The following is a 24,133-nucleotide window of genomic DNA, read 5'->3' as shown; positions in this document are numbered from 1 at the left end:
GGTATGGAAGCGACCACCTCTCCTCCTTCCGCGGCGCCGGCGCCGCAGATCAGGGCCCGGGAAGACGGCGCGTCCGGCGAGGACGCGCCCCTCCGCTTCGAGACGGAGCCAGGCCGTTACAGGCACTGGAAGCTCTCGTTCGAGGGGGCGATCGCGCGCGTGGCGATGGACGTCGACGAGGACGCGGCGGCGCGGCCCGGCTACCAGCTGAAGCTCAACAGCTACGACATCGCGGTCGACATCGAGCTCGCCGACATCGTGCAGCGGCTGCGCTTCGAGCACCCCGAGGTGAAGGCGGTCGTCGTGACGAGCGCGCAGCCGCGGATCTTCTGCGCCGGCGCGAACATCTACATGCTCGGGTCGTCGACGCACGCGTTCAAGGTCAACTTCTGCAAGTTCACGAACGAGACGCGCCTCGCGCTCGAGGAGGCGTGCTCCGAGAGCGGGCAGCGCTACCTCGCGGCGCTGAACGGCGTCGCCTCGGGCGGCGGCTACGAGCTCGCGCTGGCGTGCGAAGAGATCCTCCTCGCCGACGACGGGAGCAGCGCCGTCTCGTTCCCGGAGACGCCGCTGCTCGCCGTGCTCCCGGGGACCGGGGGGCTCACGCGGCTCGTGGACAAGCGCAAGGTGCGGAGGGATCTCGCGGACGTGTTCTCGACGCTGGCCGAGGGGGTGCGCGGCAAGCGCGCGGAGCAGTGGGGCCTCGTCGATCGATCGATCCCGAAGAGCCGCTTCGAGCAGGCGGTGGCCCAGCGCGCCGCCGAGCTCGCGGCGGCGACGCCGGACAGGGCGGGGCCCGGGGTGAGGCTCTCGCCGCTCGAGGCGCGGCGCGCCACGGCGGGCGACGTATCCACCTGCGACTACCGCCACGTGTCGATGAAGGTGGACCGCGCCGCGAGGACCGCGGAGATCTGCGTGCTCGGGCCGGACGGCGAAGGGCGCGAGACGCGCGAGACACCGACCGACGCCGCCGGGATGCGCCGGGCGGGCGCGGATCTGTGGGCGCTCCGCGCGTTCCGCGAGCTGGACGACGCGCTGCTCGACCTCCGCTTCAACCACCCGACGGTGGGCCTCGTGCTCCTGCGGACGTCCGGCTCTCCCGCCGCGGTGCGGGCCGCGGACGAGGCGCTGTGGGCGAGCCGCGACGACTGGTTCGTGAAGGAGGTGCTGCTCCACATGCGGCGCGTGCTCAAGCGGCTCGACCTGACGGCGCGCAGCGTGTTCGCGCTGATCGAGCCGGGCTCCTGCTTCGCGGGGAGCCTGTTCGAGCTCGCCCTCGCGGCGGACCGCTCCTACATGCTGGACGGCGGAGGGGACGAGGGGCAGGCAGGGGCGCCCGCGTCACCCGCGTCGCCCGCGTCGCCCGCGTCGCCCGCGTCGCCCGCGTCGATTGCGCTGAGCTCGCTGAACTTCGGTCCGCTCGTCATGTCGAACGGCCTGACGCGGCTCGCGTCGCGCTTCCTCGGCGCGCCGGAGCGCGTGGCCGCGCTGAAGGAGAAGACGGGCCTCCTGTCCGCCGAGGAGGCGCTGGAGGAGGGCCTCTGCACCTTCGCGCCGGACGCGATGGACTGGGACGACGAGGTGCGGCTCGCGATCGAGGAGCGGGTGAGCCTGTCGCCCGACGCGCTCACCGGGATGGAGGCGAGCCTGCGCTTCTGCGGGCCCGAGACGATGGAGACGAAGATCTTCTCGCGGCTGTCGGCCTGGCAGAACTGGATCTTCCAGCGCCCCAACGCGGTGGGCCAGCGGGGCGCGCTGACGGTGTACGGGCGGCCAGAGCGCCCCGAATTCGACTGGAGGCGGACATGAGCGCGGTCGTCAACTCGGAGAGGATCCCGAACAACGTCGACCTCGCGTCGGACAGGAAGCTGCAGCGCGCCCTCGAGGCGTGGCAGCCGAAGTTCCTGGACTGGTGGCGGGAGACGGGGCCCGAGGGCTTTCAGGCGGACGACATCTACCTGCGCACGGCGATCAGCGTCGATCACGAGGGGTGGGCGCATTTCGACTACGTGAAGATGCCGGAGTACCGCTGGGGCATCTTCCTCGCGGATCGGGTGGCGGACCGGACGATCGGCTTCGGCGACCACCTGGGCGAGCCGGCGTGGCAAGAGGTGCCGGGGGAGCTCCGGAACATGCTGCGGCGGCTGGTGGTGACGCAGGGAGACACGGAGCCCGCGAGCGTGGAGCAGCAGCGGCTGCTCGGCCAGAGCTGCCCGAGCGTCTACGACCTGCGGAACCTGTTCCAGGTGAACGTCGAGGAGGGGCGGCACCTCTGGGCGATGGTGTACCTCCTGCACAGCCACTTCGGCCGCGACGGCCGGGAGGAGGCGGAGGCGCTGCTGGAGCGGCGCAGCGGCGACCCGGACAAGCCGCGGATCCTGGGCGCCTTCAACGAGCCGTGCACGAACTGGCTCTCGTTCTTCATGTTCACCTACTTCACGGATCGCGACGGCAAGTACCAGCTGCTCGCGCTCGCGGAGAGCGGCTTCGATCCGCTGTCGCGCACGACGCGGTTCATGCTGACCGAGGAGGCGCACCACATGTTCGTCGGCGAGACGGGCCTGCTCCGCATCGTCGAGCGCACGTGCGAGCTGATGAAGCGCAACGCGAACGAGGACGCGCGCGCCGAGGGCGGCATCGATCTGCCGACGATGCAGAAGTACCTGAACCTCTGGTACTCGCTGTCGCTGGACCTCTTCGGCGGGGAGATCTCGTCGAACGCGGCGTCGTTCTTCGCCTCGAGCGTGAAGGGCCGCGCGAAGGAGGCGTCGTACGACGACCACCGGGCGCTCGACGGCGTGTACGTGATCGACGTACCGCACGTACCGCACGTGCCCGCCGCCGGGGGCGGCGCGGTGACCGGCTGGCGGCGCGAGGAGGTGCCGCTCAGGAACGCCATGAACGAGGTGCTGCGCGACGAGTACGTGGCCGACTCGCAGCGCGGGATCGACAAGATGAACCGGGTGATCGAGGCGTCCGGCGTGTCGTTCAAGCTGAGCCTGCCGAGCCGGCGCTTCCACCGGAGCTCGGGGATCCACGCGGGGCTGCACTTCGACGTCGACGGCAACCCGCTCTCGAAGGAGGCGTGGGAGCGCCGGCGCGACGCGTGGCTGCCGACGGCGAGCGACGAGGCCTACGTGCGGAGCCTGATGGAGAAGCCGGTGTTCGATCCGAAGCAGATGGCGAACTGGATCGCCGCGCCGGCGAAGGGGCTCAAGGGCAAGCCCGTCGACTTCGAGTACGTGCGGCGCGGCTAGGGCGCGCCCGCGTCGGGCGAGGGCGCGCCCGCGGGCGCCTTCTTCGGCGGGTCGCCGTGCTCGTCGGTGAGCTTCTTGACGAGCCCGTCGAGGAGCACCTGCTCGTGGTACTGCGGCATCGCCGGGAGCTGCACGGCGACGTGCACCCCGGCGCGGCCGTCCACGACCTCGATCGCCCCCTGCGTCACCCTGCCGCCGCTCTCCGGGCTCCGGTACTCGAAGAGCAGGTAGCCATTGGAGACGTCCTTCTCGACGATCTTGAAGCCGAGATCGACGCGCACGAGGCGCAGCGCCGTGCCGAAGGTCTGCTCGAAGGTGTAAGGCGACGCATAGGCGACGCTGGCGCTGGCGTGCCGCTCGCCGAGTCCGCTCGCCACGGGGACGGCCAGCGCGATGAGGGCGACGAGCGCGATCGACGGGAGGCGGCGCATGACCGCGGCGTAGAGGGGCTGGCGAGGACGGGCCAAGTTCCTTGCTGCCGAGCGAGCGGCTATGCTGGGGTCGATCTCGATGGACCGACCCTACGTCGAGCAGCTCCGCATCCAGGGCTACGGCTGCGTCCAGGACGCGACCCTGGAGCTGACGCCGCTGCATGCGCTCATCGGGCCCAACGACAGCGGCAAGAGCACGGTGCTGCGGGCGCTCCGCACGCTCTCCACCGTCCTCGAGCGGGCGCTCGGGGCGCCGTCGCTGGACACGCTCGGGCGCGCCGGCCCCGCGAGCAAGGCCCCGGACGGCGCCGTGTTCGAGGTGTCGGCGGCGAGCACGACGTGGCGCGTGGAGCTCGACGCCGGGGGGCGGGTCCGGTCCATGTCGTTCCCCAGGGATCTCGAGCCCCCTTCCCTGCTCGACGACGCAGACGGGGACGACGCGGTCGGCGCGCCCAGCCCGGAGCGCCCTGCGCTGGACATCGTCCAGGCGCTGCGCGGGGCCCAGACGCTCCGCCTCGATCCGGACGCGCTGAGGGCCCCGCACCCGCTCATCCCCGACGGGCACCCGCTCTGCTTCGCCGACGAGCGCGGCACGGGCCTGCCGGCCGTCTACGACGCCGTCATCAGCCGCGACCTGTCGGCGTACGTCGATCTGAACGAGGAGCTCACCCGCCTGTTCCCCAGCGTGAAGAGCCTCCACCTCGCCAACCCGAGCTCCACGACGAAGGCCATCGGCGTGAAGCTCGAGGGCGGCGCCGTCGTGCCGGCGTCGCTGATGAGCGAGGGCATGCTCTACTATCTCGCCTTCGCGGCGCTGCCGCACCTCGATCCGACGCCCCTGCTCCTCGTCGAGGAGCCCGAGCACGGGCTGCACCCCGCGCGCATCGCCGACGTGATGCGCGCGCTGCGCCTCGTCTCCGAGAAGACCCAGGTCCTCCTCGCGACGCACAGCCCGCTCGTGGTGAACGAGCTGCAGCCGGAGGAGGTCACGGTCGTCACCCGCGCGGGCGAGCGGGGGATGAGGGCCACGCGCATCCTGGACACGCCGGGCTTCGAGGATCGGGCGAGGGTGTACGCGCTGGGGGAGCTCTGGCTGAGCTACGCGAACGGCGGTGACGAGGCGCCGCTCCTCGGAGGAGGGCCGCGGCCGTGATGAAGGGGCCCGATCGGATCCGGGTCTTCCTCGTCGGCGAGGGCGAGAGCGAGCTCGGCAGCCGCGCCGGGGCGCCCGCCTACCAGTCGGACAAGCACCCCGGCGTGCTCTTCACGCTGCTCTCCCGCGTCCAGCCGAGCGGATGGGTCGTCGGCGGCGCCCGCGAGTGGAAGAGCATCCGGAAGTACCAGGCGCGCGGCGCGGCCCACGAGGACACGCACCACGTGCTGGGCGCGGCGCTCGACGCGCAGGAGGCGGGGTGCGAGATCCTCGCGTTCGCCCGCGACATCGACCGTGATCCGGCGCGCCGCGAGGCGATCGCGGAGGGCATCCGGCGCGTCTCGTCGGCCCTGTCCTCGCCGCCCGACGTGATCGGCGGCGTGGCAGCGCCGGCGCTCGGCGGCTGGATCCTCGCGCTGCTCGGCGAGAAGGCGACCGAGGAGCTGTCGCCCCTCAGGGCGCAGGCGATGCTCGCTGCGAAGGGCATGATGCCCGGCGACGGCGCCGCCATGGTGCGCGTGGCGGAGGACGCCGACCTCGACGCCGTCCCCCCGGACGCCACGTCGCTCGTCGAGTGGCTCGCGCGCGCGCGCGCGGTGCTGCCGCGGCGGGCGGGCCGCGGCGTGAGGTGAGCGCTGACGCCCTCACCATGGAACAGCCATCGTCGGAAGGGGCTATCCCAGAAGTCGAAGCGTGCGAGCTGCTTCGGCGGCGACCCTTGCGCGTTTGTCCTTCACGAACGTCTCGATGAGAGGTCGATCCTGTTCGCGGCCGAACTCTGACAGCACCGCGAGGGCGCCGATGAGCTGCGCGGTCTGGCCGGAGGAGCTCGTGAGCATCGAGAGCGCGCGGTCGCCGGTCTGTCCTGCCCATCGTCGGACGGGAGGACTCGCGTCTTCGAGGGCTCGAGCGAGGCGCGGGGTGAGCTCGTCCGGGAACAAGCGAGCGAGGTGGGTGAACGCGCTCAGGCGCAAGTATTGGTCTGCCGAACGGGTCGCGAGGTCGAGCTCGGCGACGGCCATGTCCGGGAAGCGGGACATGAAGCCTTCGACGTCTTGCAGAACACTGGAGCGCGCGCCCCGTGGCGTCTTGATGACCATGTCGACGAGCGGGAGGCACCAAACCAGGTGCTGGACGCTCGAATACGCCAGCAGCGAGGCCCAGGCGTCGCGCGCCTGTTCAGCGACCTGGGGAACAGGGTCGACGATCCGGCTCGCGACGCCAGCCAGCGAGATGGCTTCCACTCGGACGGCGAGCGCGGAGACAGCGCGCTGGCGCAGGTAGCCGTCGCGCTGCATGGCGAGACAAACCAGGAGCGGAGTCGACAGGCTGGAGATATCGAAGGGGAGCAGCGAAGAGAACTCGGTGAGATCGAGACCGACCCTGGCGTAGGCCTCACGGCTGCGCAGGATCCGGTCGAAGTAGCGAAAGGCGCGCGCCCCGTCCCGCTCGAGACGAGCTCGCAGGGTCGGGGCGTGCGTGGCGTCGTCCAGAAGCGCGTCCCGAACCAGCTTGTGAAGGTTGAGCATGCGTTTCGTCGGCCGATGAAGGGGAGTGGAGAGCGAGGGCATCGCTTTCGGCCTGCCGACGCCGCTTCTCGCGGCGACCAGTCCGGGCGACCTCCTCACGCCGCCCCCGCGGGGGGTGGGATCGATCCGCGGTGCTGTCGCAGCGGATCGGCAGCACGATGAGGTGAGCCGGTCAGCCGAAGAGCTCGGCGACCTTGCAGGTGAAGCCCGGCAGCACAGCGCCGCCGTCGAGTGTGTCCTCGCGCCCGAGAATGCGCACATGATCAGGCGGCGTGAGCACCATCACCCGCGCTGGATCGGGATCGATAACCCAGACCATCGCGGCGCCCGCAGCCATGTACTCGAGCGCCTTCTTGAGGAGCTCCGACGCGGACTGCCCGTCGCCCAGGATCTCCACGGCCAGATCCGGAGCGCCGTCGAGCCAGCCCTCCGCGCCCCTTCCCGTGGGGAGGCGCTCGACCCGCGCCATCGCGACGTCAGGCCCGCGCAGCCGGTCCGGATCGCGCGCGAGCTTGGTGCCGGGATCACCGCCGGCGACGCTCCAGCCCGGGTGCTCGCGGGCATAGAGCTTGAGAAGAACGCTGACGTTGACGACGAGCTCCCCGTGCCGCCAGGTGTTCCTCGTCATGGGCACCCATTCTCCATCGACGATCTCTCCAGCCTGCGCGTCCGGATCGAGGCGAGCGGCTTCGTCGAAGGTCATGTCCTTCGGGGTCGAGATGCGGCCAGCGATCACGCTCATGGAACCACTCTAGCGCGCGAACGGCGCGCGCGGAGGCCGGTCTGCCGCCTCAGCGGCGGCGGCACTGCGGCGCCACGGAGAGCGCGGCCCTCGCCGCCTCGCGCAGGCCGTGCGGCGTGTCCTTGTCGAGCAGCGGCTTGAGGCGCGCGGGCAGATCCGCCGGGTGCACCGACCCGAGCGCCGCGAGCGCCGCCGAGCCGAGCCGCTGATCGTGCTCGCCGATCGGCGCCTTCGCCCGGAGCGCGAGCCGCGTCCACAGGTCGACCGAGCTCGCGTCGCACATCGCCCCGAGCGCGAGGATCGCCCGCGCGCGCACCTCGAGGTCCTCCTCCTTGTCCTCCGCCCGGTCGCGCACGGCCTCGATGTGCGCGGTCGCGCGGTGCGCGCCGAGCCCGTCGAGCGCATGCCGGCGCACCTCGGGCGAGCTGTCGGCGAGCGCCCCGACGAGCGCCCGGTCGCCCGCCGGCGTCGCCGGCATCGCACCGATCGCGAGCGCAGCGCCGCCCCGGATGAACGTCCACGGGTCCGAGGTGAGCCGCGCCGCGAGCGCCTCGGCCGCGCCGGCGGGCAGCTTCGCGCCGGCAGCGGCCGCGCGCGCGAGCGCCACGATCGCCGCCTCGCGCACGCGCGCGTCCCGATCGGAGGCCGCCGCGAGCAGGTCCTGCGCGAGCGACGGCACGTCCGCCGCGACCTCGGCCGCGCGGAGGCGCACGTGCGCGTCGGCGTCCTTCCTGAGCGACGCCCGGAGGTACGCCTCCGCCGGCGCCTCGCCCGCGCGCGCGAGCGCCGCGGCCGGCGCTTGCAGCAGGTAACGCCGCTCGAAGGGCGCGCTGCCCGCCGACGCGAGCGCCTGGAACGCCGCCCCGCCGCCCTTCACCCGCCCGAGCGCCGGCCCGAGCGCGCGCAGCAGATCGAGCTGCGCGTCCTCCGGCCGGGCGCGGAGCCGCTCGATCTGCACCTCTTCCTCGACCACGGAAGCGGCCCGCTCGCTCCGCGCCGCCAGCGCGAGCGCGGCCCGTAGCTCCCTCCGCGCCGCGCCGCGCGCCCCGGCGAGGGCGTCGAGCAGCGCCGGGATCGCCTCGGCCGGCGCGACGAGCGCGAGCTCCCGGGCCGCCACCACCCTGGCCGCGGCCGCGCCCGACTTCACGATCTCCGCGAGCGCCGGCGCGGCCGCGCGCCCGCAACGGCGGACGCGATCGCGCGCGTGGTGGAGCTCCGGATCGAGCTCGGGCGGCGCGGCGCGAGCGGCGCGCCCCGGCGCGGCCGACGCCAACCCGGACGCGCGCCCCGCGGACGCCGCGCCGGGCGCGCGCTGCGCCGCCGATGCCGCGCCGGACGCCAGCCGCGCGGCGAGGAACGGGATCTGCACCGCGCAGGGCGCCGTGTCGATCACGCCCCGGGCGAGGTGCCTGCCCGCGGGGTCGAGCCTGTCGTAGCCGGCGATCGCCGCCTCGACCGCCTCCGGCCCGCCGCGCGCGAGCAGCGCCGCCGCCGCCCTGGATCGCTCGCCGCCGCCCGCGAGCGCGCCCACGAGCGCCGCCGGGCCCTGCCCGTCGAACGCCGTGCGCGCCGTGACCTCGGCGATCGTCACCCGCACCTCCGGCGCCGCGGGCGCGCCGCGACCCCCGGCCCCCGCCGGCGCGTACGCGTCGTCGAGCACGACGGCGATGCACGAGGCCTTGATCTCCTCGGGGAGCTTCACCTCGTAGCCGGCGGACTCCTTGAGCCACGCGTCCTCGGGCAGGCTCACCTGGAAGAGCCGGTCGGGCGTCGCCACGAAGAGCGTGCGCGGCGCGGCGCCGCCCTCGACGCCGTCGGGCGGTTTGATGCGCAGACCCAGGCCCGTGATCCCGACCTCGTCCGCCGACGAGAACGACACGAACTCGCCCCGGCCCGCGCCCGCCTTGCCCTCGGACCACGCGGTCTTCGGATCGCCGTCGGCGATCTCCGCGAAGCGCTTGCCGACCGCGCTCGACGCGGCGGTCGGGCGCAGCAGCCGGAACGCAGCCGCCGCCGCGTCGGCGTCACGGCGCTCGGCGACCACCTTGCCCGCGGCGCGCCGCTCCTCCGCCGAGAGGTTCTGGAAGCTGGCCCCCTTCAGGAGCGTCATGGTCCGGGGATCGACCTCGCTCGCGCCGACCAGCGCCGGCCGCCCGCAGAGGGTCACGTCGTCTCGCAGCTGCCCGACGAGCACACGGCTTCCGCTGCCGCCGAGCGGCTCCACGACCACGGCGTCGCTCCGCCCCTCGCCGTGCTCCCCTGTCGCGACGCCGGTCCAGCCGCTCCAGAGCACGAGCGGCTCCGTCCCCTTCCCCGCGAGCGGCGCCGCGAGCAGCATCACCCAGCTGCCGCTCGCGCCTTCCGGCGCGCCGGCGCCCGCCGGCTTTCCCGCGGCCGGCGCCTCGATCCTGGCGAGGCGCTTGCCGTCCGCCAGGGTGACCGGCACGACGCGCGCGCCGCCGAGCAGCGGCGCCACCTCGGACGGCACGGCGAGGACCTTGCCGCCGTCGGGCGCGCACGCCGCCGCAGCGGGACAGGCGCGGGCGGTGACCCCGCCCGGATCGATGCGGACAGCGAGCGCCTGCTGGCCCGCCGCGTGAGGGAGCACCACGGGCGCGGCCTGCGCGGCGGCGCTGCCACCGACGGCCGCGGAGGCTGCGATCACCCCGGCCGCGGCGCCGAGGCGAGGCCGCCGGAAACGAAACGGCGATCTGGACATGCGCGCCATCCTAGTCGCCCGGCGCGGCGAAACCGCTCGAGAGTTGATCGGGCGTTGACGCCTCGAGCACGGCGCCGCTCCCGCCCGGACCGGCGCTGCGGCGCGTCGTCCGGGCGAGCCCACCGCGCACGGCGGGCCCGCGCGCCCTCGCTACTTCGGCGTCTCCGTGGCGGGGATCCAGAAGCCGCCCTCGTCCGGCGGCGTCATCCCGAGCGCCTTCGGGAGCACGTTGGTCCAGCCCGCCACCGTCTCGAGCAGGTAGATCTCTGCGCCGGCCTCGATCTCGCCGATCGGCTTCTCCTTCTCGTCGCGCCGCGCGCGGACCGGGATCGCCCTCGTCGCCTTCACGATCGGCGGCGCCTTGTCGAGCGCCAGCTGCGCGCCGGCCACCGCGGTCGTCGGCGGGATGTACTGGTCCATCATCTCGCCCTTCTTCAGCGGCTCGAGATCCTTGAGGCGACCCCAGGCGTCGATCGTGAGGTCGCCCCGAGACATCAGGTGGACGAAGCCGGACTTCGCCTCGGTGCTCCAGAAGAGCTGGGCCGTCCCCTCGAGCATCCTCAGCGTGAAGATCACGTCGCCGTCGGGGCGATCGAAGAGCTCGATCGTCGACGTCTTCATCAGGTACCCGCGGGCGCTGCCGGGGATCTCCATCTTCGTGGGGACGCCGCGCTGCAGCGCGAAGGCGTCGCAGGGAGCCGAGGCCTTCGCTGTCTGCCTCTCGGACCCGGAGATCGAGAGCTCCGCGCGCAGCGAGTCGCCCGTGGCCGCGACGAGCTTCACCTTCTGCGCGCTCGAGATCCACACGTGCCCGGCGATGACCGGGATGTCGCGCGTCGTGAACACCGCGACGTCCGAGGGCGCGATGTAGCCGTCGATCCGCAGCGCAGGCGAGCTGTCGGACGTGCTCAGCCGCGCGCGGCCTGCCGCCGGATCCGCAGGGATCGCGCTCAGCGTCATCGGGACCAGCGCGCCGGTGAAGCTCGCGACCGTCCTGCCGCCGCTCGGCGCGTCATGCAGCCGGGCGCCCTTGGGCACCGGCGCCGTCCCCTTCAGCTTGCACGCCGGCCCCGACACCGCCTGGCCGACCGTCGCGGTCGCCTGCGCGGCCACCCCCGTCACCTGCGCGGCCGACACCACCACCTGGGCGGGCTCTGCCTTCGCCTCGGAGACGGCCGGCGTGCCCGGGAGCCCCGCGCAGAGCACCCCCCCAAGAGCCAGAAGACCGAGTCCCAGAACGTCGCTTCTCATCCACTTCCTCCGACACAGGACGGCAGCCCCGCTCGCGTGGCGAGCCCGAGCGCGGTCCCCACCTGTCGAGTCTCCCTGGAACCGCCGGCCTGCTCTGCGCGGCGGCCCACTCACTGCGGGGCCGCCCGGCACGCCGAGCCGCCCCTGCCGTTGGTCGGATCATCCTAGCGGATCATTCAGGCCTCGCCCGAGAAAGGTCCTCCGCCGCAGCGCCTCCACCGTTTCGGGTGTATGGAGCAGGGCGCCCGACGCGGCACGCGCCGGGTCGCCCGGCTGGACGGTACCTACCTCCCCGGGAAGCCACGCCATGCACGGATTCGATCTCGCCTTCGCCTCCCCCCGCAAGCTCCCCCGCGCCCGCGATCTGCGCGGCAACGTCGCCGTTCTCGACATCGCCTTCGCCTCGGAGGCGGGAGGCAAGAGCTTCGAGACGGTCACGCTCCCCCTCATCCAGGACCTCGGGCCGCGGCTCGCCGCCTGGGTCGATCACCACGACAGCGCCCACCACGCGCGCTTCGCCGGCGATCCGCGCTTCGTCCTGTCGACCAAGGCCGAACACGGCGCCTGCCCCGAGATGATCACGCCGGAGCTCGTCGCCCGCGCCGGGCGCGTCGACACCCTCGTCTGCCACGTCGACTTCGACGGCCTCGCCAGCGGCGCGAAGTGGATGCGCGGCGGCGTCGAGCCCTACCCCGGCTGCGACGACGACGCCCGCGCCATCGACACCCGCATCGGCGTCCCGGGCCCGGCCGCCACCCGCATGGACCGCGCGCTCCGCGCCCGCCCCCGCGATCAGGCCCTCTTCGGCCTCATCGTCCGGCACCTCGCGTCAGGCCTCTCCGACCCGTCGCTCTGGACGCCCATCGACCAGGCCGGCGCCGAGCTCGCCACCATGGAAGCCGAGACCCGCCGGCTCGCGCTCCGCTACGAGCGCGTCGAGCCGGGCCTCGTCCTCGTCGACGCCTCCCAGCGGGGCGGGGCCTACGACAAGACCCTTCTCCTCCTCATCGGGCAGGAGCGCGCGCCCATCTCCGTCGTCGTCGACAACGACAGCATCACCTTCGCCGCCCGCTTCGACAGCGGAGTGAACTTCCTCGAGACGTTCAAGATCTCCGGCGGGATGCCGACCCGCATCTCCCTCCAGCGCTCCCGGCTCCAGGAGGCGCTCGTGGCCCTCGGGGTCAAGGCGAGCGACGCGAGCCGGCTCGCCGCGACCCCCTGAGCCCCTCCTCACCGCGATCCCGCCGACATCGTTGACGCTGTGGGCCTCGACTGCTAGGGGGCATTGCAGATCTGCAATTTGCAATTCTGCAATGAACATCGGATCCGAGGCGTCACGTCTGCGCCGAGCGCGAGGGGGTATGGCAGCGACAAACTTGTCTTCGACGGCGAGCAGCGGTGTCGACGAGCTCCTGTTCCGGAACGACTCCGTCTCGCTCTGTCTCCTGGTCAATCGACGGCACCGGACGCTCCGCATCGTCGACTTCCGCGCGGGACCCACGCCGTCCAAGCGGAGCTTCGTGCTGTCGGCCGCCAAGCGCGAGGGGGTCGAGAAGATCTTCACGCTGGTCGAGCGCGACGAGGTGCCGACGTGGACCCGCCTCGGGTTCACGCGGGAGGGGTCGATCCCCGGCTTTTACAAGCGCAGCGACGCCTGGATCCTCGGGGCGGTCGTGTCCGAGATGACGTCGCGGCTGCGCGCGAGCGGCGACGGCGAGGAGGGCGGCGGGGGAGACGACGTCGCGGCCTCTCCGGCGGTCCTGCTCGCGGAGCGCACGATCGCCCGCGCGAGGCGGCTGCTCCGGGAGGCCGAGGGGCGGCCGCTGCCCGCGATCAAGATCGCGCCCGCGAGCGGCGTCGAGCTGCGGCGCGCGGTCGCGGCCGCGCAGCGGGCGGGGCGGGCGCTGACGGGCTTCGAGCCGTTCGGGCGCGACGCGGTGCGGACGGGCTACGTGCTGTCCGCGCGGGGCGGCTTCACGCTGCACGCCGCGTGGGAGATGCAGTCGTGCTTCGGCAACTCGTTCCTGGAGATCCTGTGCCCGCCGCGCCACGAGGCGGAGCGGCTCGCGACGACGGCCGCCATAGGCGCGCTCTGCGACCGCCTCGTCGAGGAGAAGGCCGTGAGCACCTTCACCTTCGCCCCCGCGGACGACCAGGAGCTGTGCGCCGCCCTCCTCGCGAACGGCTTCCGCCGCTCGGCCGTGCTGGCGCGGCACCTCGTCGTCGGCCGCGCCCGCAAGGACGCCATCCTCTGGGCGAAGAAGCTCGTCGCGCCCGAGGCCTGAGCCCGCCGGCCCGCGCCCCGCGACGATTCATGGGCGCGGCCGCGCCCGCCTCACACCCCCAGGTTGCGCGGGATGCGCACCGCCGGGTCCTCGAGGTCAGGGACGAACGCCGCCCCGGTGATCCGCTCGAACGCCTCGATGTAGCGGCGGGACGCCTCGATCCGGACCTCGTCCGGGATCGCGGGGATCGGCCCGTCGCCCTGGAAGCCGCGCGCGGCGAGCCAGCGGCGCACGTACTCCTTGTCGAACGACTCCGGGTCCTCGCCGGCCGCGAAGCGCTCGCCGTAGGACGAGGCGAACCAGAAGCGGGACGAGTCGGGGGTGTGGATCTCGTCGATGACGACGATGTTCCCGTCCCGGTCCTTGCCGAACTCGTACTTGGTGTCGACGAGGATGAGCCCCTGCTCCGCGCACGCGCGGGCGCCGTGCTCGAAGAGCGCGAGGGCCATCTCGGCGGCGGCGTCGAAGTCGCGCGCGTCGATCGTGCCGAGGGCGAGGATCTCCTCGCGCGAGGCGGAGAGATCGTGCCCGCCCTTCGGCGCCTTGGTGCTCGGCGTCAGGATGGGCCGCGGCAGGCGCTCGTTCTTGCGGAGGCCCTCGGGGAGCCGGTGGCCGCAGAAGACGCGCTCGCCACGCGCGTAGTGCGTCCAGATGCTGGTCGAGGTCACGCCCGTCACGTAGGCGCGCACCACCATCTCGACCGGCAGGGGCACACACTCGATCGCCTCGAGGACGTTCGGGTCGGGCTGGGAGATCATGTGGTTCGGGGCGACGCTCCGCGTGCGCTCGAACCAGAAGGCGGACAGCCGGTTCAGCACCTGGCCCTTCAGCGGCAGCGTGCCGAGCACGCGATCGAAGGCGCTGATGCGGTCGGTGACGACGAGCAGGCGGCGGCCGTCCGGCGTCGTGTAGCAGTCCCGCACCTTGCCCTCGTAGCGGGCGAAGGGGCCCGCGAGCGAGGTGCGCTCGAGCACCCTGCCGAGCGCGGTGCGCAGATCGTCCTCGGTGACCATGGGGCGCGGCTTACCCGGGCTCGCGGGCCGAGTCGACAGGTTTCGAAGGCGCCGGCCGAGTTCCCTCCCCCGCGCCGCCCTGGAGCCCCGTTGGTCTCCGGCCGGGGGGGTGGTATTAGGGCCGCCCATGGCAAACCGAAGAAAGATCGCCCTTATCGGCGCCGGCAACATCGGCGGGGAGCTCGCGGCCCTCATCGCGCGCAAGGAGCTCGGGGACGTCGTGCTGTTCGACATCCCCCAGAAGACGGACTTCGCGAAAGGCAAGGCGCTCGACCTCGAGCAGAACGGCGCCGTGCTGGGCTACGACGCCTCGATCAAGGGCACCTCGAGCTGGGCGGACTGCGCAGGGGCCGACGTCCTCATCGTGACGGCCGGCATCCCGCGCAAGCCGGGCCAGAGCCGTGACGACCTTGTCGCGACGAACCTGCCGATCATCCGCAGCGTGGCGGACGGCGCGAAGGAGCACTGCCCGAACGCGCTGGTGATCGTCATCTCGAACCCGATCGACGCGATGGTCTACGAGTTCAAGCGCCGCACCGGCTTCCCGCGCGAGCGCGTGCTCGGCATGGCGGGCGTGCTCGACAGCGCGCGCTTCCAGCTGTTCCTCGCGCGCGAGGCGAACGTGTCCGTGAAGGACGTGCGCGCGATGGTCCTCGGCGGCCACGGCGATGACATGGTGCCCATCCCGTCGGCGTGCACGATCAACGGCGTGCGCGCGACCGAGCTCATCAGCAAGGAGAAGCTCGACGCGCTCATCGCGAGGACCCGCAAGGGCGGCGGCGAGATCGTCCAGCTCATGGGGACGAGCGCCTACTACGCGCCCGCCTCGAGCGCCGTCGCGATGGCCGAGAGCTACCTGCTCGACCAGAAGCGGCTGCTCCCCGTCGCGGCCTACCTGGACGGCGAGTACGGCTACAAGGACATCTTCATGGGCGTGCCGGTCATCCTCGGCGGCAAGGGCATCGAGAAGATCGTCGAGCTGCCGCTGACCGCAGAAGAGAAGGAGATGCTCGCGAAGAGCGCGAAGAGCGTGCAGGGCATCACCGACGTGGTGAAGGCCTCGAGCTAGCGCCGGCCGCGCGGCGCGCCGCGCGTCACGAAGCGCGCGAAGAGCACGCGCGCCAGGAGCGGGAGGGAGAGGAGAGAGCGAGGGGCTCTCCCTCTCCCTCGGCGCTTCAGCGGCTCACATCACACCGCCGCAGAGGCCATCCAGCACGGCCGTCAGCTCGCGCCGTGGATCGCGGGCGAGCTCGCCGGGGCTCGCGCCGCCCGCCGGCATCTCGGCGGCCGCGTCGCCGTCCCCCGCAGCGATGTCGCTGATGCGCTGGCAGATCAGGTTCATCATCTGCCAGCCCTCGGTGAGCGCGCCCCGCAGCGGGCCGAGGTCCAGGCCGGGGAAGCCCTTCAGGAGGCTGTACCCGAGCTTGAAGTGCTCGGCGTCCACCTCGGCGTGCGTCGCGAAGTAGTCCGAGTCGGGGAAGATCTGCTGGGCCGCCGTGAGGAGGACGTCGGCGCAGCGCTCGATGACGAAGTGGACGAGGACCGTCCGCTCCTCGGTGGACGCCGAGCCCATCCGCTCGATGAACCAGGACGACGCCGCGGCGATGCCGCGATCCCAGGACGGCGAGCTCCGCGGGTCGTGCATCCTGGAGAGCCTCCGGTTGTGCCCGACCTCGTCGGCGAGGTGGCGCTCGGCGATCGCGATGGCCCCGGGGTGCGACTCGAAGACGACCCTGGCGCACAGGACCTTCTGGAACGCGTTCGACCAGATCTGGAGCGCGCCGAGCATCCGCCGCTTCACGTCGTCCCGGAGGGCGCGCTCGGACCGGATGAGCTGCATCAAGGGGCTGCCCGCGAACTCCCGCGCGTGGACCTCGTTCTCCTCGACGAGCAGATCCACGGGAGAAACGGCGCGATCCGGGGACGCCTCGTCCGCGCCGTCCTCCCGCCCGAGCGCCGCGCACAGACACGGCGTGTCCCAGCGAGGCTCGCTTTCGTCGAGCTCCTCGAGATGGATGGATATCGCGGAGAGTCCGCCCGGCGCGCCGCCCACGAGCCCCTGCAGCCCGCCGGGAGGGACCATCACGACGTCTCCCGCCTGGACGCGGCAGGGCGAGTCCCCGATGACCTCGCCCGAGCCTTCGGTGATGACGAGCATGCCTTTGCCGAGGAGCGCACGAGGCTTGAGCGGCTGGCGTTCGAGGAGGCGTACCCATCTCAGGGACAGATGGCAGACTTCGGGCAGGTACGCCGAGAGCTCCGAATGTTTCCGGAGTTCCTTGAACAGCCCCAGCAGGGTGCGCTCATCCGCCTTGAGAGACTCGATCGCGAGGATGTCGGCTGTGTTGACTACGCGCATCTACACGGTCCTCCGGGTCGACATGATGCGTCGACTCTGCACGGCTTGATCGCCTGTGTCTAGATCGCACTCGGGCATGAAGGCGAATCGTGCGGGCCTGAAAAGGAAGAACTCCCGCGGTTCTCTTCATTCACGCTTCCCGCTCCCTGCACCGCTGTTTCTCGGCATCTCTATTTTTCTGCTCGTCTGTTTCTATGCCTCTCTGCTCCCCTGCCCGGCTCCTGGCGTGATTCCGTGATTCCGTGATCCCGTGATTCCGTGCGGGACCGCCATGTGTCGTGGCAGGATGCGCGCATGAGCCAGCCGCAGCTCGTACCCGCCATCCGCCGCGCCGCCGAGGCAGACCTGCCGGCGATCGTCCATCTCTTCTCGATCCCGGACGAGGGCAACGCGAAGACGGACCACCCCGGCCCGCCGCTCGACCCGCGCTACCGCGAGGCGCTCGCCGCCATCGCCGAAGATCCGAACAACGCGCTGCTCGTCGCGGAGGTCGAGGGGCGCGTCGCCGGCGCGTTCCACCTGACCATCATCCAGTACGTGGCGAACCGCGGAGCACGGGTGGCGCAGATCGAGAACGTCATCGTGGACCCGAGCCTCCGGGGCCGCGGGATCGGCGAGGCGATGGTGCGATGGGCCATCGACGAGGCGCGGCGGCGGGGGTGTTTCCGGGTGCAGCTCACCTCGAACAAGGCGCGGCTGCGCGCGCACCGCTTCTACGAGCGGCTCGGCTTCGTGGCGAGCCACGAGGGGATGAAGCTGAAGCTGTAGACACGAGCAGCCGCGCGGCCAGCGGGATCGCCACGGCGCGGGGGGCGCCGCCTCAGCGGCCGCTCACGAGGAGCGGCCCCCCCTCGGCCCCGAGCAGCGACAGCGGGAAGACCTGCGCTCCGGCCAGCACGTCGCCGCAATAGCGCTCCACGTCGGGGCCGCGCAGCGGCAAGGCCGCGAGCTCCTCCAGCGTGACCCAGCGCGCCTCGAGCGAGTGCTCGTCCGGCTGGCTCTTCGGGGGCGTGGCGTCCCGAGGCCGCGCGAGGAAGATCACCCGGAAGCGCGCCTGCCAGGGGCCCGGGCTGTGCTCGATGCGCAGGATGCCCTCCAGCTCCACCGGGACGCCGCTCTCCTCCAGCGCCTCGCGCCGCGCCGCCTCCGCGAACGTCTCCCCGGGCTCGACGCGGCCCGCCGGCAGATACCAGCGCTGGTCGTGCTTGCGCTCGTGCACGAGGAGGAACCGGTTCCGGTGCCTCACCAGCACCACGGCGATGCACCAGGTCGGGATGGCCGTGCGGGACATGATCGGACCTGCGACAGCTTATCCGGGAGCGCCGTTCGCCAGAAGGGGGGACGTGAGGATCACCCCGGCGCCGCGCCAGCCGGAGCCGCCGGCCCGGGCGGCTCGCTCGGCACCGCGAACGCGGCGATGGTGAGCACCGCCATGAGGGCGCCGAACACGAGGAGCCCCATGAACAAGGCGATCCCGGCGTGCAGCGCCATGGTGGCGACGACCCATGGCAGCCGCGTGCGGCGCGGCCAGATGAGGAAGCCATAGCCGATCTCCACGAGCAGCACCGTCCACCCGGCGACCGCCGCGAGCCAGGGGGCGCCGGCGAGCCACGCGAGGTCGAACTGCCGGTATTCGGGCAACATGACCGAACGCCAGATCGCCTCGCCATCCCACCACGGCTCGCCCGCTGCCTTTCCCAGCCCGCTGACGAGGTAGGCGAACGAGAGGTGCAGCTGCACCACGCGCAACCCGAGCCGGGCTGCCGGCGTGGGCCCTCCGCGCGCGCGCCCGAGCCGGCGATCCATGGAGAACGCGGCCTCCGAGGGCATCCAGAGGAGATAGAAGAGAAAGATGCTGGCGAAGCTGTCCACGCCATAGACGGTGGAGCTCGCCGTCGTCACCAGCATCAGGTGGGTGAGCCACGCCAGGAAGGCCGCGGCCCTGGTGCACCAACCGACCAGGAGCGCGGCGAGGGCAACCACGTAGATCACGCCCGTGCCCAGGATGACCGGATCCTCCCCGATCCCGAGCGGGGCGAGGAGCTCCACCGCCCAGCCGATGCGCGGCAGATCGGTCCTCGCGAACACGTCGCGCAGAGGCCCCTGGAGGATCCCGGACCGGCCGTAGAGCTCGAAGAGCGCGGGCGCGACGAGCGCCGCTTGAAGCAAGAGCACGGCCGCGAGCCCGATGCGGAGGGCGGCGAGCGGCGCCGCCGAGGCCGGCGCCAGCGCGAAGCGCTCGATCGCGCGGAGGACGCGCGCGGGCTCGGCGCCTGCGGCCACCCCGCGGAGGCCGATCGATGGCTCCTTCACCGCGCACCCCCGCTCGCCTCTCGAGAGGTCCGGAGCTTCGAGCGGATCATGAACTTCGCCTCGTACTGCAGGTTCCAGCTGGACCGCTTCCCCTCCCGGTACTCCCGCATCGACGGCAGATCACACGTCTCCAGTCGGACGAGGACGCTCTCGGCCGCGGGGTGTCTCGCCAGCACCTTGCCCGCCCACGAGGCAGCGATCGAGCGCTGGATCGTCGGGTCTTCCACGCTCAAGAAAGGCGTGATGAGGTTCAGTATCCGGATCTCCGTCTCGCGGCTGGCGCCCGACTCGAGGGCGTCGGTGAGGGTCGCACCGCCGGCATCCGAGACGTGAAAGCTGGCCCTGGGCAGCGGGGTGATGCTGTCCGCGAAGAAGGCATAGCCGCTCTCGGCCCCGGAGAGCGCGCCGTAAACCGCGAGCGCCCGCGCAAGCCAGCCGTCTCCCGCGGGATGAATCTGGAGAGCCCCCATGACGACGAGGCCCAGATGGCCCACGACGGCGACAAGGGCTGCGGCGTGACTCCGGCGGTTCCGCTTTCCCTCCATGCAGTCCCCTCCGGGTGTGCCCGCCTGCGAGCGCCCGCGAACCTGACCGACGAGAGCGATACCGGGAGAGGGCCGCCCGTCCCGCTCTCCTGCCGCGGCGCCGGCGCCCTCAGCGATCCGCCCTGCCCTCCCTCGGGCGTCCGCCGGCCGAGGGGGCGAGGCCCCCCATCGGGCCGCCGCCGGTCATGTCACCGCCAGTGCCCGTACCAGAGACCATGCCAATGACCATGACCGTGCCAGTGACCATGACCGTGCCAGTGACCATGACCGTGCCAATGACCGTGCCAGTACCCATGCCAGGGCCTGTACCAATGACCATACCAGGACCCGTACCAGGGACCGTACCAGGGCCACTGGCGTGCAGGACGAGCGCCGGCCGCATCCGCGGCGACGGGAGCTCGTGTTTCCGCGATGAGGACGAGCTCCTCGACGGGCGTCGTGGGTGCGGCCGATGCGAGCTGCGCTGCCCCGAGGCATGCGGGCGGCGCGGCCAGCAGGCCGATGATGTTGATGCGCTTCATGTTCCCCCCGTGTGACGGCTGCACATGACGAGCGCCGAACATGGCCGACTGTCCTCGACACCCATGCAAGCCGCACGCCCCGGCTGCATCCGGCGGCGGACGGTCGTCGCTTCCCCGATCTTGGGGTGACAATCACGATAAAGCGGACCTCACGCACCTCGCCTGGCGCGCGGCTCGACGCCGACCGGCGACGGCAGATCCTGCGCTATTCCTGCGCTATTCCTGCGCTATTCCTGCCAAAGAACGCCGAGCTCGATCTCCACGGCGTCGAAGGGCGCCGCGCGCACGGTGACGTCACCCTCCCACGCGCCCACGCGCGCGAACCGCCCACCGTCGATGCGGTAGACCTCCAGGAGCCGGAGCCTCGGGTCGATCAGCCAGTAGTGCGCCACGAGCTCGCGCGCGTAGATCTCCATCTTCTCGCGGCGATCGAGCGCCTCGGTGGACGGCGAGATCACCTCGCACACCCAGTCGGGCGCGAGGAAGATCGCCGCGTTCCGCATCGGGATCTGCGGCATCCGATCGCGGCGCCACGCGGCGATGTCAGGGATCACGATGTCCGGATCGGTGCCGAGGTGCAGCTCGGGCTCGACCAGCAGCGCCCACCGGCCAGGCCCCTTGATGCCCCGGCGAAATGGCAGGTACAGCTCGCCCGCGAGCACCGACGTCACGTTGCGGGAGGACACGGAGGGCCGCGGCGTCGCGTGGAGGACGCCGTTCAGGACCTCCGCCACCTGATTCGGCGGCGTGTCAAGCACATCCTGGTACGTGGCGCGACGGGCGCAATCGGACATGGTCGGATGTTAGCATGCACGCCGCGTGCGGCGGCTCGCCCGGCGAAAATCCGTGAGCAGCCCCCCTCCGATCGCCGCGGGTTCGTTGTAGATTCCGCCGCCATGAGCGAAGCAGCCCCCTCCCCCACGCAACGCCCCCGTCCGCTCGTCCTCTGCATCCTCGATGGATTCGGCGAGCGCGAAGAAAAGGACCAGAACGCGATCGCCCTCGCGGCGATGCCGAACCTCGACGCGATCAAGCACGACTCGGAGAAGACGCTGATCGGGACGAGCGGCCCGGACGTCGGGCTCCCGGTGGGGCAGATGGGCAACAGCGAGGTCGGCCACCTGAACTTCGGCGCGGGGAGGATCGCGCTGATGGACATCTCGCGCATCGACGTCGCGATCGCCGAGAACAAGCTCGGCTCGAACGAGATCATCGACCGGACGTTCCGGATCGCGCAGGACCGCAAGTGCCGGGTGCACCTCTTCGGGCTCGTCTCCGACGGCGGCGTCCACTCGTCGCTCGACCACTTCCTCGCGCTGATCAAGCTCGCGAAGTTCCACGAGGTGCCCCTCGTCCTGCACGCGTTCCTCGACGGCCGCGACACGCCGCCGAAGAGCGCGTGGGGCTACGTCGAGAAGATCGAGGAGGCGCTCCAGGGCATCGGCGTCATCGGCACCATCTCGGGCCGGTACTACGCCATGGACCGCGACAAGCGCTGGGACCGCGTCATGAAGGCCTACACCGCGATCGTGCGCGGCGACGCGCCGCGGGCCGACACGGCGTTCGACGCGATCCAGCAGTCGTACGCGGCCGGCAAGACGGACGAGTTCGTCGAGCCCGTGCGCATCGGCGACTATAACGGCATCAAGGGCGACTTCGTGGCCGACTTCGCCTCGCAGGAGCCCCGCTGGGAGTGGCAGGGCGAGGAGGTCGGCCTCGCCGTCAACTTCAGGCCCGACCGGATGCGCGAGATCTCGGCGATGCTCACGCGGCGGAACCTGCCGGCCGAGGTGCTGGAGCTCCTCTCCGACCGGGGCAAGCCGGTCTTCGCCTTCCAGGAGAACTGTTACAGCGGCATGACCGAGTACGACGCGGCGCTGAAGCTGCCGGTCGCGTTCCCGAAGGACGAGGTGACCGAGTCGTTCCCCGAGGTGATCGCCCGCGCCGGGCTCACGCAGCTCCGCTGCGCGGAGACCGAGAAGTACGCGCACGTCACGTACTTCTTCAACGGCGGCCGCGAGGAGACGTTCCCGGGCGAGGACAGGAAGCTCGTGCCCTCGCCGCGCGACGTCGCCACCTACGACAAGAAGCCGGAGATGAGCGCGGCGGGCGTCGCGAACGAGGTCGTCGCCGCGATCAAGAGCGGCAAGTACGACTTCATCCTGGTGAACTTCGCGAACCCGGACATGGTCGGGCACACCGGCATCCTCGAGGCCGCCATCCATGCCAACGAGGCGGTCGACAAGGGGCTCGGCGCCATCGGGGACGCCGTGCGCGAGGCCGGCGGCGCGCTGATCATCACCGCGGACCACGGCAACTGCGAGCAGATGAAGGACGAGCACGGCAACCCGCACACCGCCCACACGCTCAACCCGGTGCCGCTCTACTACCTGAACAAGAACGACCCCGGCATCGTGCTCCGGTCCGGCGGCCGCATCTGCGACGTGGCGCCGACGATGCTCGAGATCCTCGGCCTCCCGCAGCCCGCGGCGATGACGGGGCGCACGCTCCGCGTCCGACAGCGGTAAGTGGGCGCCGACCAGAGGCAGCTCGGCCCGTACATCCTGCGCGAGGCCGTCTCGTCGCGGGCGCTGACCGTGACGTACCGGGCCGAGCACGCGGGGCTCGGCCGGGCGGCGCTGATCAAGACGCTCAAGCCCACGGTGTCGGCCGCGAGCGCGTTCGCGGCCGGCCTCGAGCGCGAGGCGAAGATCCTCGCGCGCATCCGGCACCCCAACATCATCGACATCCACGACTTCCAGCGCGACGAGGACCGGATATGGCTCGTGCTGGAGCCGCTCTCGGGGCCGACGCTCGCGGCCCTGTGCGCGCGCGCCGGCCGCCTCGACGAGGGCGCCGCGGCGGCCATCGCGCTGGAGATCGCGCGCGGCCTCGGGCACGCGCACGAGCGGGGCGTCGTGCACCGCGAGCTGCGCCCCGAGCGCGTCATCGTCACGCCCGCGGGCGGGGTGAAGATCCTGGAGTTCGCGGCGGCGTCCGACGGCCGGCAACCCTCGCTGCCAGAGCCGTTCGAGGGCAGCGACACGTTCGCGCGGCCCGACTACATGGCGCCGGAGCAGATCCTCGGGGCGGAGCCCGGGCCTCAGGCGGACGTGTTCACGCTCGGCGTGGTGCTGTACGAGATGCTCACCGGCGTGCGCCCGTTCGACGAGCCGAAGGCGGGGCCGGAGGATGCCAATCGTACGTCGGACCGCACGTCGAGCCACGCGCCGAACCGCGCGCCGGGCGCGCCCGGCGCGCCGCGCGAGCGCGACGAGGACCGGTGGGCCGAGGGCAGGGCCGTCGCGCACCGGATCCGCAACGCGCCGCCGCAGCCGCTGCGGGGGCTCGTGCCCGACGTGTCGCGCGGCCTGGAGCGCGTGGTGCTCCGGTGCCTCGAGAAAGAGCCGGAGCAGCGCTACGATAGCGGCCGCGCCGTCGCGGACGCCCTGGCCGAGGAGCTCGCGGAGCGCGGCCATCCGCAGCCGCGCGCGCTCATCGCGAGGGCCCTCGCGGCGGCCAAGCTCGGCGGCGACGAGCTGCCGCCCGCGCAGGCGCCCTCCGCGCGCCCCGCGGTCGAGCAGCGCAGCGCGCCGTCGCTCGCGCCCGACGTGGGGCGGCTCGTCGGCGTCTTCGCGCTGGTCGTCGCGGGCGGCGCGCTCATCGAGCTCAGCCTCCGCCAGCACGACGCCGCGGAGCCGCCCAGCGCCGAGGCCAGGCAGCCCGGCGCGCGCTCGGAGGAGCGCGGCTACCTGAAGGTCCTCGCCAGGCCGTGGGCGGAGGTCGTCATCGATGGGGAGCTCGTCGACGTGACGCCGATGGCGCGGGCGATCCCGCTCCAGGCCGGACGGCACTACGTCACGTTCCGGCACCCGAACGCGCCCGAGGAGAAGCGCACGATCACCGTCTCCGAGGGGCAGACGGTCACGCTCGACGTGAGCATGCGGCTCGATCGCAGCGCGCTCGACGCGGGCGCGCCGCCGGTTCCGGACAGGGACGCGTCGCCCTGAGGGCG

Annotated in this window: 21 protein-coding genes; 10 read left to right on the top strand and 11 right to left on the bottom strand. The window is 72.3% G+C overall.

Annotated elements, in window-relative coordinates:
* Positions 1-3: 3 nt before the first annotated feature.
* Both boxC and boxB read left to right on the top strand, forming a co-directional pair.
* Positions 4-1,809: a 2,3-epoxybenzoyl-CoA dihydrolase gene (gene boxC, locus WMF44_RS05920; protein WP_437298143.1), complete on the top strand. Its 1,806-nt coding sequence runs from the start codon at positions 4-6 to the stop codon at positions 1,807-1,809.
* Positions 1,806-3,257 carry a benzoyl-CoA 2,3-epoxidase subunit BoxB gene (boxB, locus tag WMF44_RS05915; RefSeq protein WP_437298142.1) on the top strand — a complete coding sequence of 484 codons (1,452 nt, stop codon included), beginning with the start codon at positions 1,806-1,808 and terminating at the stop codon, positions 3,255-3,257. Before boxC ends, boxB begins: the two co-directional genes overlap by 4 nt.
* On the opposite strand, the gene WMF44_RS05910 is transcribed toward boxB, so the two are convergent.
* Positions 3,254-3,688, bottom strand: coding sequence for a hypothetical protein (locus WMF44_RS05910; RefSeq protein ID WP_437298141.1), 435 nt, complete (start codon positions 3,686-3,688; stop codon positions 3,254-3,256). The two genes, boxB and WMF44_RS05910, sit on opposite strands and share 4 nt — an antisense overlap.
* Before the next feature lie 79 nt (positions 3,689-3,767).
* Between WMF44_RS05910 and WMF44_RS05905 the strand changes: the two genes are divergently transcribed.
* The gene (locus tag WMF44_RS05905; RefSeq protein WP_437298140.1) at positions 3,768-4,841 is read left to right on the top strand and encodes an AAA family ATPase; all 1,074 of its coding nucleotides are present in this window, start codon (positions 3,768-3,770) and stop codon (positions 4,839-4,841) included.
* Positions 4,841-5,473 (top strand): hypothetical protein, encoded by a 633-nt coding sequence (locus WMF44_RS05900; RefSeq protein WP_437298139.1) that lies wholly within the window; start codon positions 4,841-4,843, stop codon positions 5,471-5,473. Before WMF44_RS05905 ends, WMF44_RS05900 begins: the two co-directional genes overlap by 1 nt.
* Before the next feature lie 42 nt (positions 5,474-5,515).
* Here WMF44_RS05900 and WMF44_RS05895 read toward each other — a convergent pair whose 3' ends face one another.
* The 4 genes from WMF44_RS05895 to WMF44_RS05880 form a co-directional block, all read right to left on the bottom strand.
* Positions 5,516-6,412 (bottom strand): hypothetical protein, encoded by an 897-nt coding sequence (locus WMF44_RS05895; protein WP_437298138.1) that lies wholly within the window; start codon positions 6,410-6,412, stop codon positions 5,516-5,518.
* A gap of 130 nt (positions 6,413-6,542) precedes the next feature.
* Positions 6,543-7,112 carry a Uma2 family endonuclease gene (locus tag WMF44_RS05890; RefSeq protein ID WP_437298137.1) on the bottom strand — a complete coding sequence of 190 codons (570 nt, stop codon included), beginning with the start codon at positions 7,110-7,112 and terminating at the stop codon, positions 6,543-6,545.
* Positions 7,113-7,161: 49 nt separating this feature from the next.
* Complete coding sequence (locus WMF44_RS05885; RefSeq protein WP_437298136.1) at positions 7,162-9,831, bottom strand: HEAT repeat domain-containing protein; 2,670 nt, start codon at positions 9,829-9,831, stop codon at positions 7,162-7,164.
* A 150-nt stretch (positions 9,832-9,981) separates the two neighbouring features.
* Complete coding sequence (locus WMF44_RS05880; protein WP_437298135.1) at positions 9,982-11,082, bottom strand: hypothetical protein; 1,101 nt, start codon at positions 11,080-11,082, stop codon at positions 9,982-9,984.
* Positions 11,083-11,389: 307 nt separating this feature from the next.
* Between WMF44_RS05880 and WMF44_RS05875 the strand changes: the two genes are divergently transcribed.
* Both WMF44_RS05875 and WMF44_RS05870 read left to right on the top strand, forming a co-directional pair.
* The gene (locus WMF44_RS05875) at positions 11,390-12,304 is read left to right on the top strand and encodes a hypothetical protein (protein ID WP_437298134.1); all 915 of its coding nucleotides are present in this window, start codon (positions 11,390-11,392) and stop codon (positions 12,302-12,304) included.
* Positions 12,305-12,443: 139 nt separating this feature from the next.
* Complete coding sequence (locus tag WMF44_RS05870; RefSeq protein WP_437298133.1) at positions 12,444-13,367, top strand: hypothetical protein; 924 nt, start codon at positions 12,444-12,446, stop codon at positions 13,365-13,367.
* 50 nt (positions 13,368-13,417) lie between these two features.
* Here WMF44_RS05870 and WMF44_RS05865 read toward each other — a convergent pair whose 3' ends face one another.
* Positions 13,418-14,380 (bottom strand): phosphoribosylaminoimidazolesuccinocarboxamide synthase, encoded by a 963-nt coding sequence (locus WMF44_RS05865; RefSeq protein ID WP_437298132.1) that lies wholly within the window; start codon positions 14,378-14,380, stop codon positions 13,418-13,420.
* Positions 14,381-14,507: 127 nt separating this feature from the next.
* Between WMF44_RS05865 and mdh the strand changes: the two genes are divergently transcribed.
* Positions 14,508-15,449 (top strand): malate dehydrogenase, encoded by a 942-nt coding sequence (mdh, locus tag WMF44_RS05860; RefSeq protein WP_012233684.1) that lies wholly within the window; start codon positions 14,508-14,510, stop codon positions 15,447-15,449.
* A gap of 114 nt (positions 15,450-15,563) precedes the next feature.
* Here the strand turns inward: mdh and WMF44_RS05855 are convergent, their stop codons facing one another.
* A complete protein-coding gene (locus tag WMF44_RS05855) occupies positions 15,564-16,739 on the bottom strand; it encodes a hypothetical protein (RefSeq protein WP_437298131.1) in 1,176 nt (391 codons plus the stop codon).
* A 294-nt stretch (positions 16,740-17,033) separates the two neighbouring features.
* Between WMF44_RS05855 and WMF44_RS05850 the strand changes: the two genes are divergently transcribed.
* A complete protein-coding gene (locus tag WMF44_RS05850; protein ID WP_437298130.1) occupies positions 17,034-17,507 on the top strand; it encodes an N-acetyltransferase family protein in 474 nt (157 codons plus the stop codon).
* A 52-nt stretch (positions 17,508-17,559) separates the two neighbouring features.
* Here WMF44_RS05850 and WMF44_RS05845 read toward each other — a convergent pair whose 3' ends face one another.
* The 4 genes from WMF44_RS05845 to WMF44_RS05830 form a co-directional block, all read right to left on the bottom strand.
* On the bottom strand, positions 17,560-18,030 hold the full coding sequence (locus WMF44_RS05845; protein ID WP_437298129.1) for an NUDIX domain-containing protein: 471 nt from the start codon (positions 18,028-18,030) through the stop codon (positions 17,560-17,562).
* A 59-nt stretch (positions 18,031-18,089) separates the two neighbouring features.
* Positions 18,090-19,052: an HTTM domain-containing protein gene (locus tag WMF44_RS05840; protein WP_437298128.1), complete on the bottom strand. Its 963-nt coding sequence runs from the start codon at positions 19,050-19,052 to the stop codon at positions 18,090-18,092.
* Positions 19,049-19,597, bottom strand: coding sequence for a hypothetical protein (locus tag WMF44_RS05835; RefSeq protein ID WP_437298127.1), 549 nt, complete (start codon positions 19,595-19,597; stop codon positions 19,049-19,051). Before WMF44_RS05835 ends, WMF44_RS05840 begins: the two co-directional genes overlap by 4 nt.
* Before the next feature lie 748 nt (positions 19,598-20,345).
* A complete protein-coding gene (locus tag WMF44_RS05830; protein ID WP_437298126.1) occupies positions 20,346-20,912 on the bottom strand; it encodes a Uma2 family endonuclease in 567 nt (188 codons plus the stop codon).
* A 102-nt stretch (positions 20,913-21,014) separates the two neighbouring features.
* Between WMF44_RS05830 and gpmI the strand changes: the two genes are divergently transcribed.
* Both gpmI and WMF44_RS05820 read left to right on the top strand, forming a co-directional pair.
* The gene (gene gpmI / locus WMF44_RS05825; RefSeq protein ID WP_437298125.1) at positions 21,015-22,646 is read left to right on the top strand and encodes a 2,3-bisphosphoglycerate-independent phosphoglycerate mutase; all 1,632 of its coding nucleotides are present in this window, start codon (positions 21,015-21,017) and stop codon (positions 22,644-22,646) included.
* Entirely contained in the window at positions 22,647-24,128 is a 1,482-nt protein-coding gene (locus tag WMF44_RS05820) for a serine/threonine protein kinase (protein ID WP_437298124.1), read from the top strand.
* Positions 24,129-24,133: the final 5 nt, after the last annotated feature.

Source organism: Sorangium sp. So ce426, assembly GCF_051475585.1.
GTDB classification, from domain to species: Bacteria; Myxococcota_A; Polyangia; order Polyangiales; family Polyangiaceae; genus Sorangium; species Sorangium cellulosum_B.
Note: the sequence above shows the minus strand (reverse complement) of the source record. Positions and strands in the feature narration are given on the sequence as shown.

What these genes read in the sequence shown, in the direction of transcription:
- WMF44_RS05870 (WP_437298133.1), top strand. Translation starts at nt 12,444, where the DNA reads ATGGCAGCGACAAACTTGTCTTCGACGGCGAGCAGCGGTGTCGACGAG.
- WMF44_RS05845 (WP_437298129.1), bottom strand. Translation starts at nt 18,030, where the DNA reads ATGTCCCGCACGGCCATCCCGACCTGGTGCATCGCCGTGGTGCTGGTG.
- boxB (WP_437298142.1), top strand. Translation starts at nt 1,806, where the DNA reads ATGAGCGCGGTCGTCAACTCGGAGAGGATCCCGAACAACGTCGACCTC.
- WMF44_RS05880 (WP_437298135.1), bottom strand. Translation starts at nt 11,082, where the DNA reads ATGAGAAGCGACGTTCTGGGACTCGGTCTTCTGGCTCTTGGGGGGGTG.
- WMF44_RS05885 (WP_437298136.1), bottom strand. Translation starts at nt 9,831, where the DNA reads ATGTCCAGATCGCCGTTTCGTTTCCGGCGGCCTCGCCTCGGCGCCGCG.
- WMF44_RS05890 (WP_437298137.1), bottom strand. Translation starts at nt 7,112, where the DNA reads ATGAGCGTGATCGCTGGCCGCATCTCGACCCCGAAGGACATGACCTTC.
- WMF44_RS05910 (WP_437298141.1), bottom strand. Translation starts at nt 3,688, where the DNA reads ATGCGCCGCCTCCCGTCGATCGCGCTCGTCGCCCTCATCGCGCTGGCC.
- boxC (WP_437298143.1), top strand. Translation starts at nt 4, where the DNA reads ATGGAAGCGACCACCTCTCCTCCTTCCGCGGCGCCGGCGCCGCAGATC.
- WMF44_RS05905 (WP_437298140.1), top strand. Translation starts at nt 3,768, where the DNA reads ATGGACCGACCCTACGTCGAGCAGCTCCGCATCCAGGGCTACGGCTGC.
- WMF44_RS05835 (WP_437298127.1), bottom strand. Translation starts at nt 19,597, where the DNA reads ATGGAGGGAAAGCGGAACCGCCGGAGTCACGCCGCAGCCCTTGTCGCC.
- WMF44_RS05830 (WP_437298126.1), bottom strand. Translation starts at nt 20,912, where the DNA reads ATGTCCGATTGCGCCCGTCGCGCCACGTACCAGGATGTGCTTGACACG.
- WMF44_RS05875 (WP_437298134.1), top strand. Translation starts at nt 11,390, where the DNA reads ATGCACGGATTCGATCTCGCCTTCGCCTCCCCCCGCAAGCTCCCCCGC.
- mdh (WP_012233684.1), top strand. Translation starts at nt 14,508, where the DNA reads ATGGCAAACCGAAGAAAGATCGCCCTTATCGGCGCCGGCAACATCGGC.
- WMF44_RS05865 (WP_437298132.1), bottom strand. Translation starts at nt 14,380, where the DNA reads ATGGTCACCGAGGACGATCTGCGCACCGCGCTCGGCAGGGTGCTCGAG.
- WMF44_RS05850 (WP_437298130.1), top strand. Translation starts at nt 17,034, where the DNA reads ATGAGCCAGCCGCAGCTCGTACCCGCCATCCGCCGCGCCGCCGAGGCA.
- WMF44_RS05895 (WP_437298138.1), bottom strand. Translation starts at nt 6,412, where the DNA reads ATGCCCTCGCTCTCCACTCCCCTTCATCGGCCGACGAAACGCATGCTC.
- gpmI (WP_437298125.1), top strand. Translation starts at nt 21,015, where the DNA reads ATGAGCGAAGCAGCCCCCTCCCCCACGCAACGCCCCCGTCCGCTCGTC.
- WMF44_RS05855 (WP_437298131.1), bottom strand. Translation starts at nt 16,739, where the DNA reads ATGCGCGTAGTCAACACAGCCGACATCCTCGCGATCGAGTCTCTCAAG.
- WMF44_RS05900 (WP_437298139.1), top strand. Translation starts at nt 4,841, where the DNA reads ATGAAGGGGCCCGATCGGATCCGGGTCTTCCTCGTCGGCGAGGGCGAG.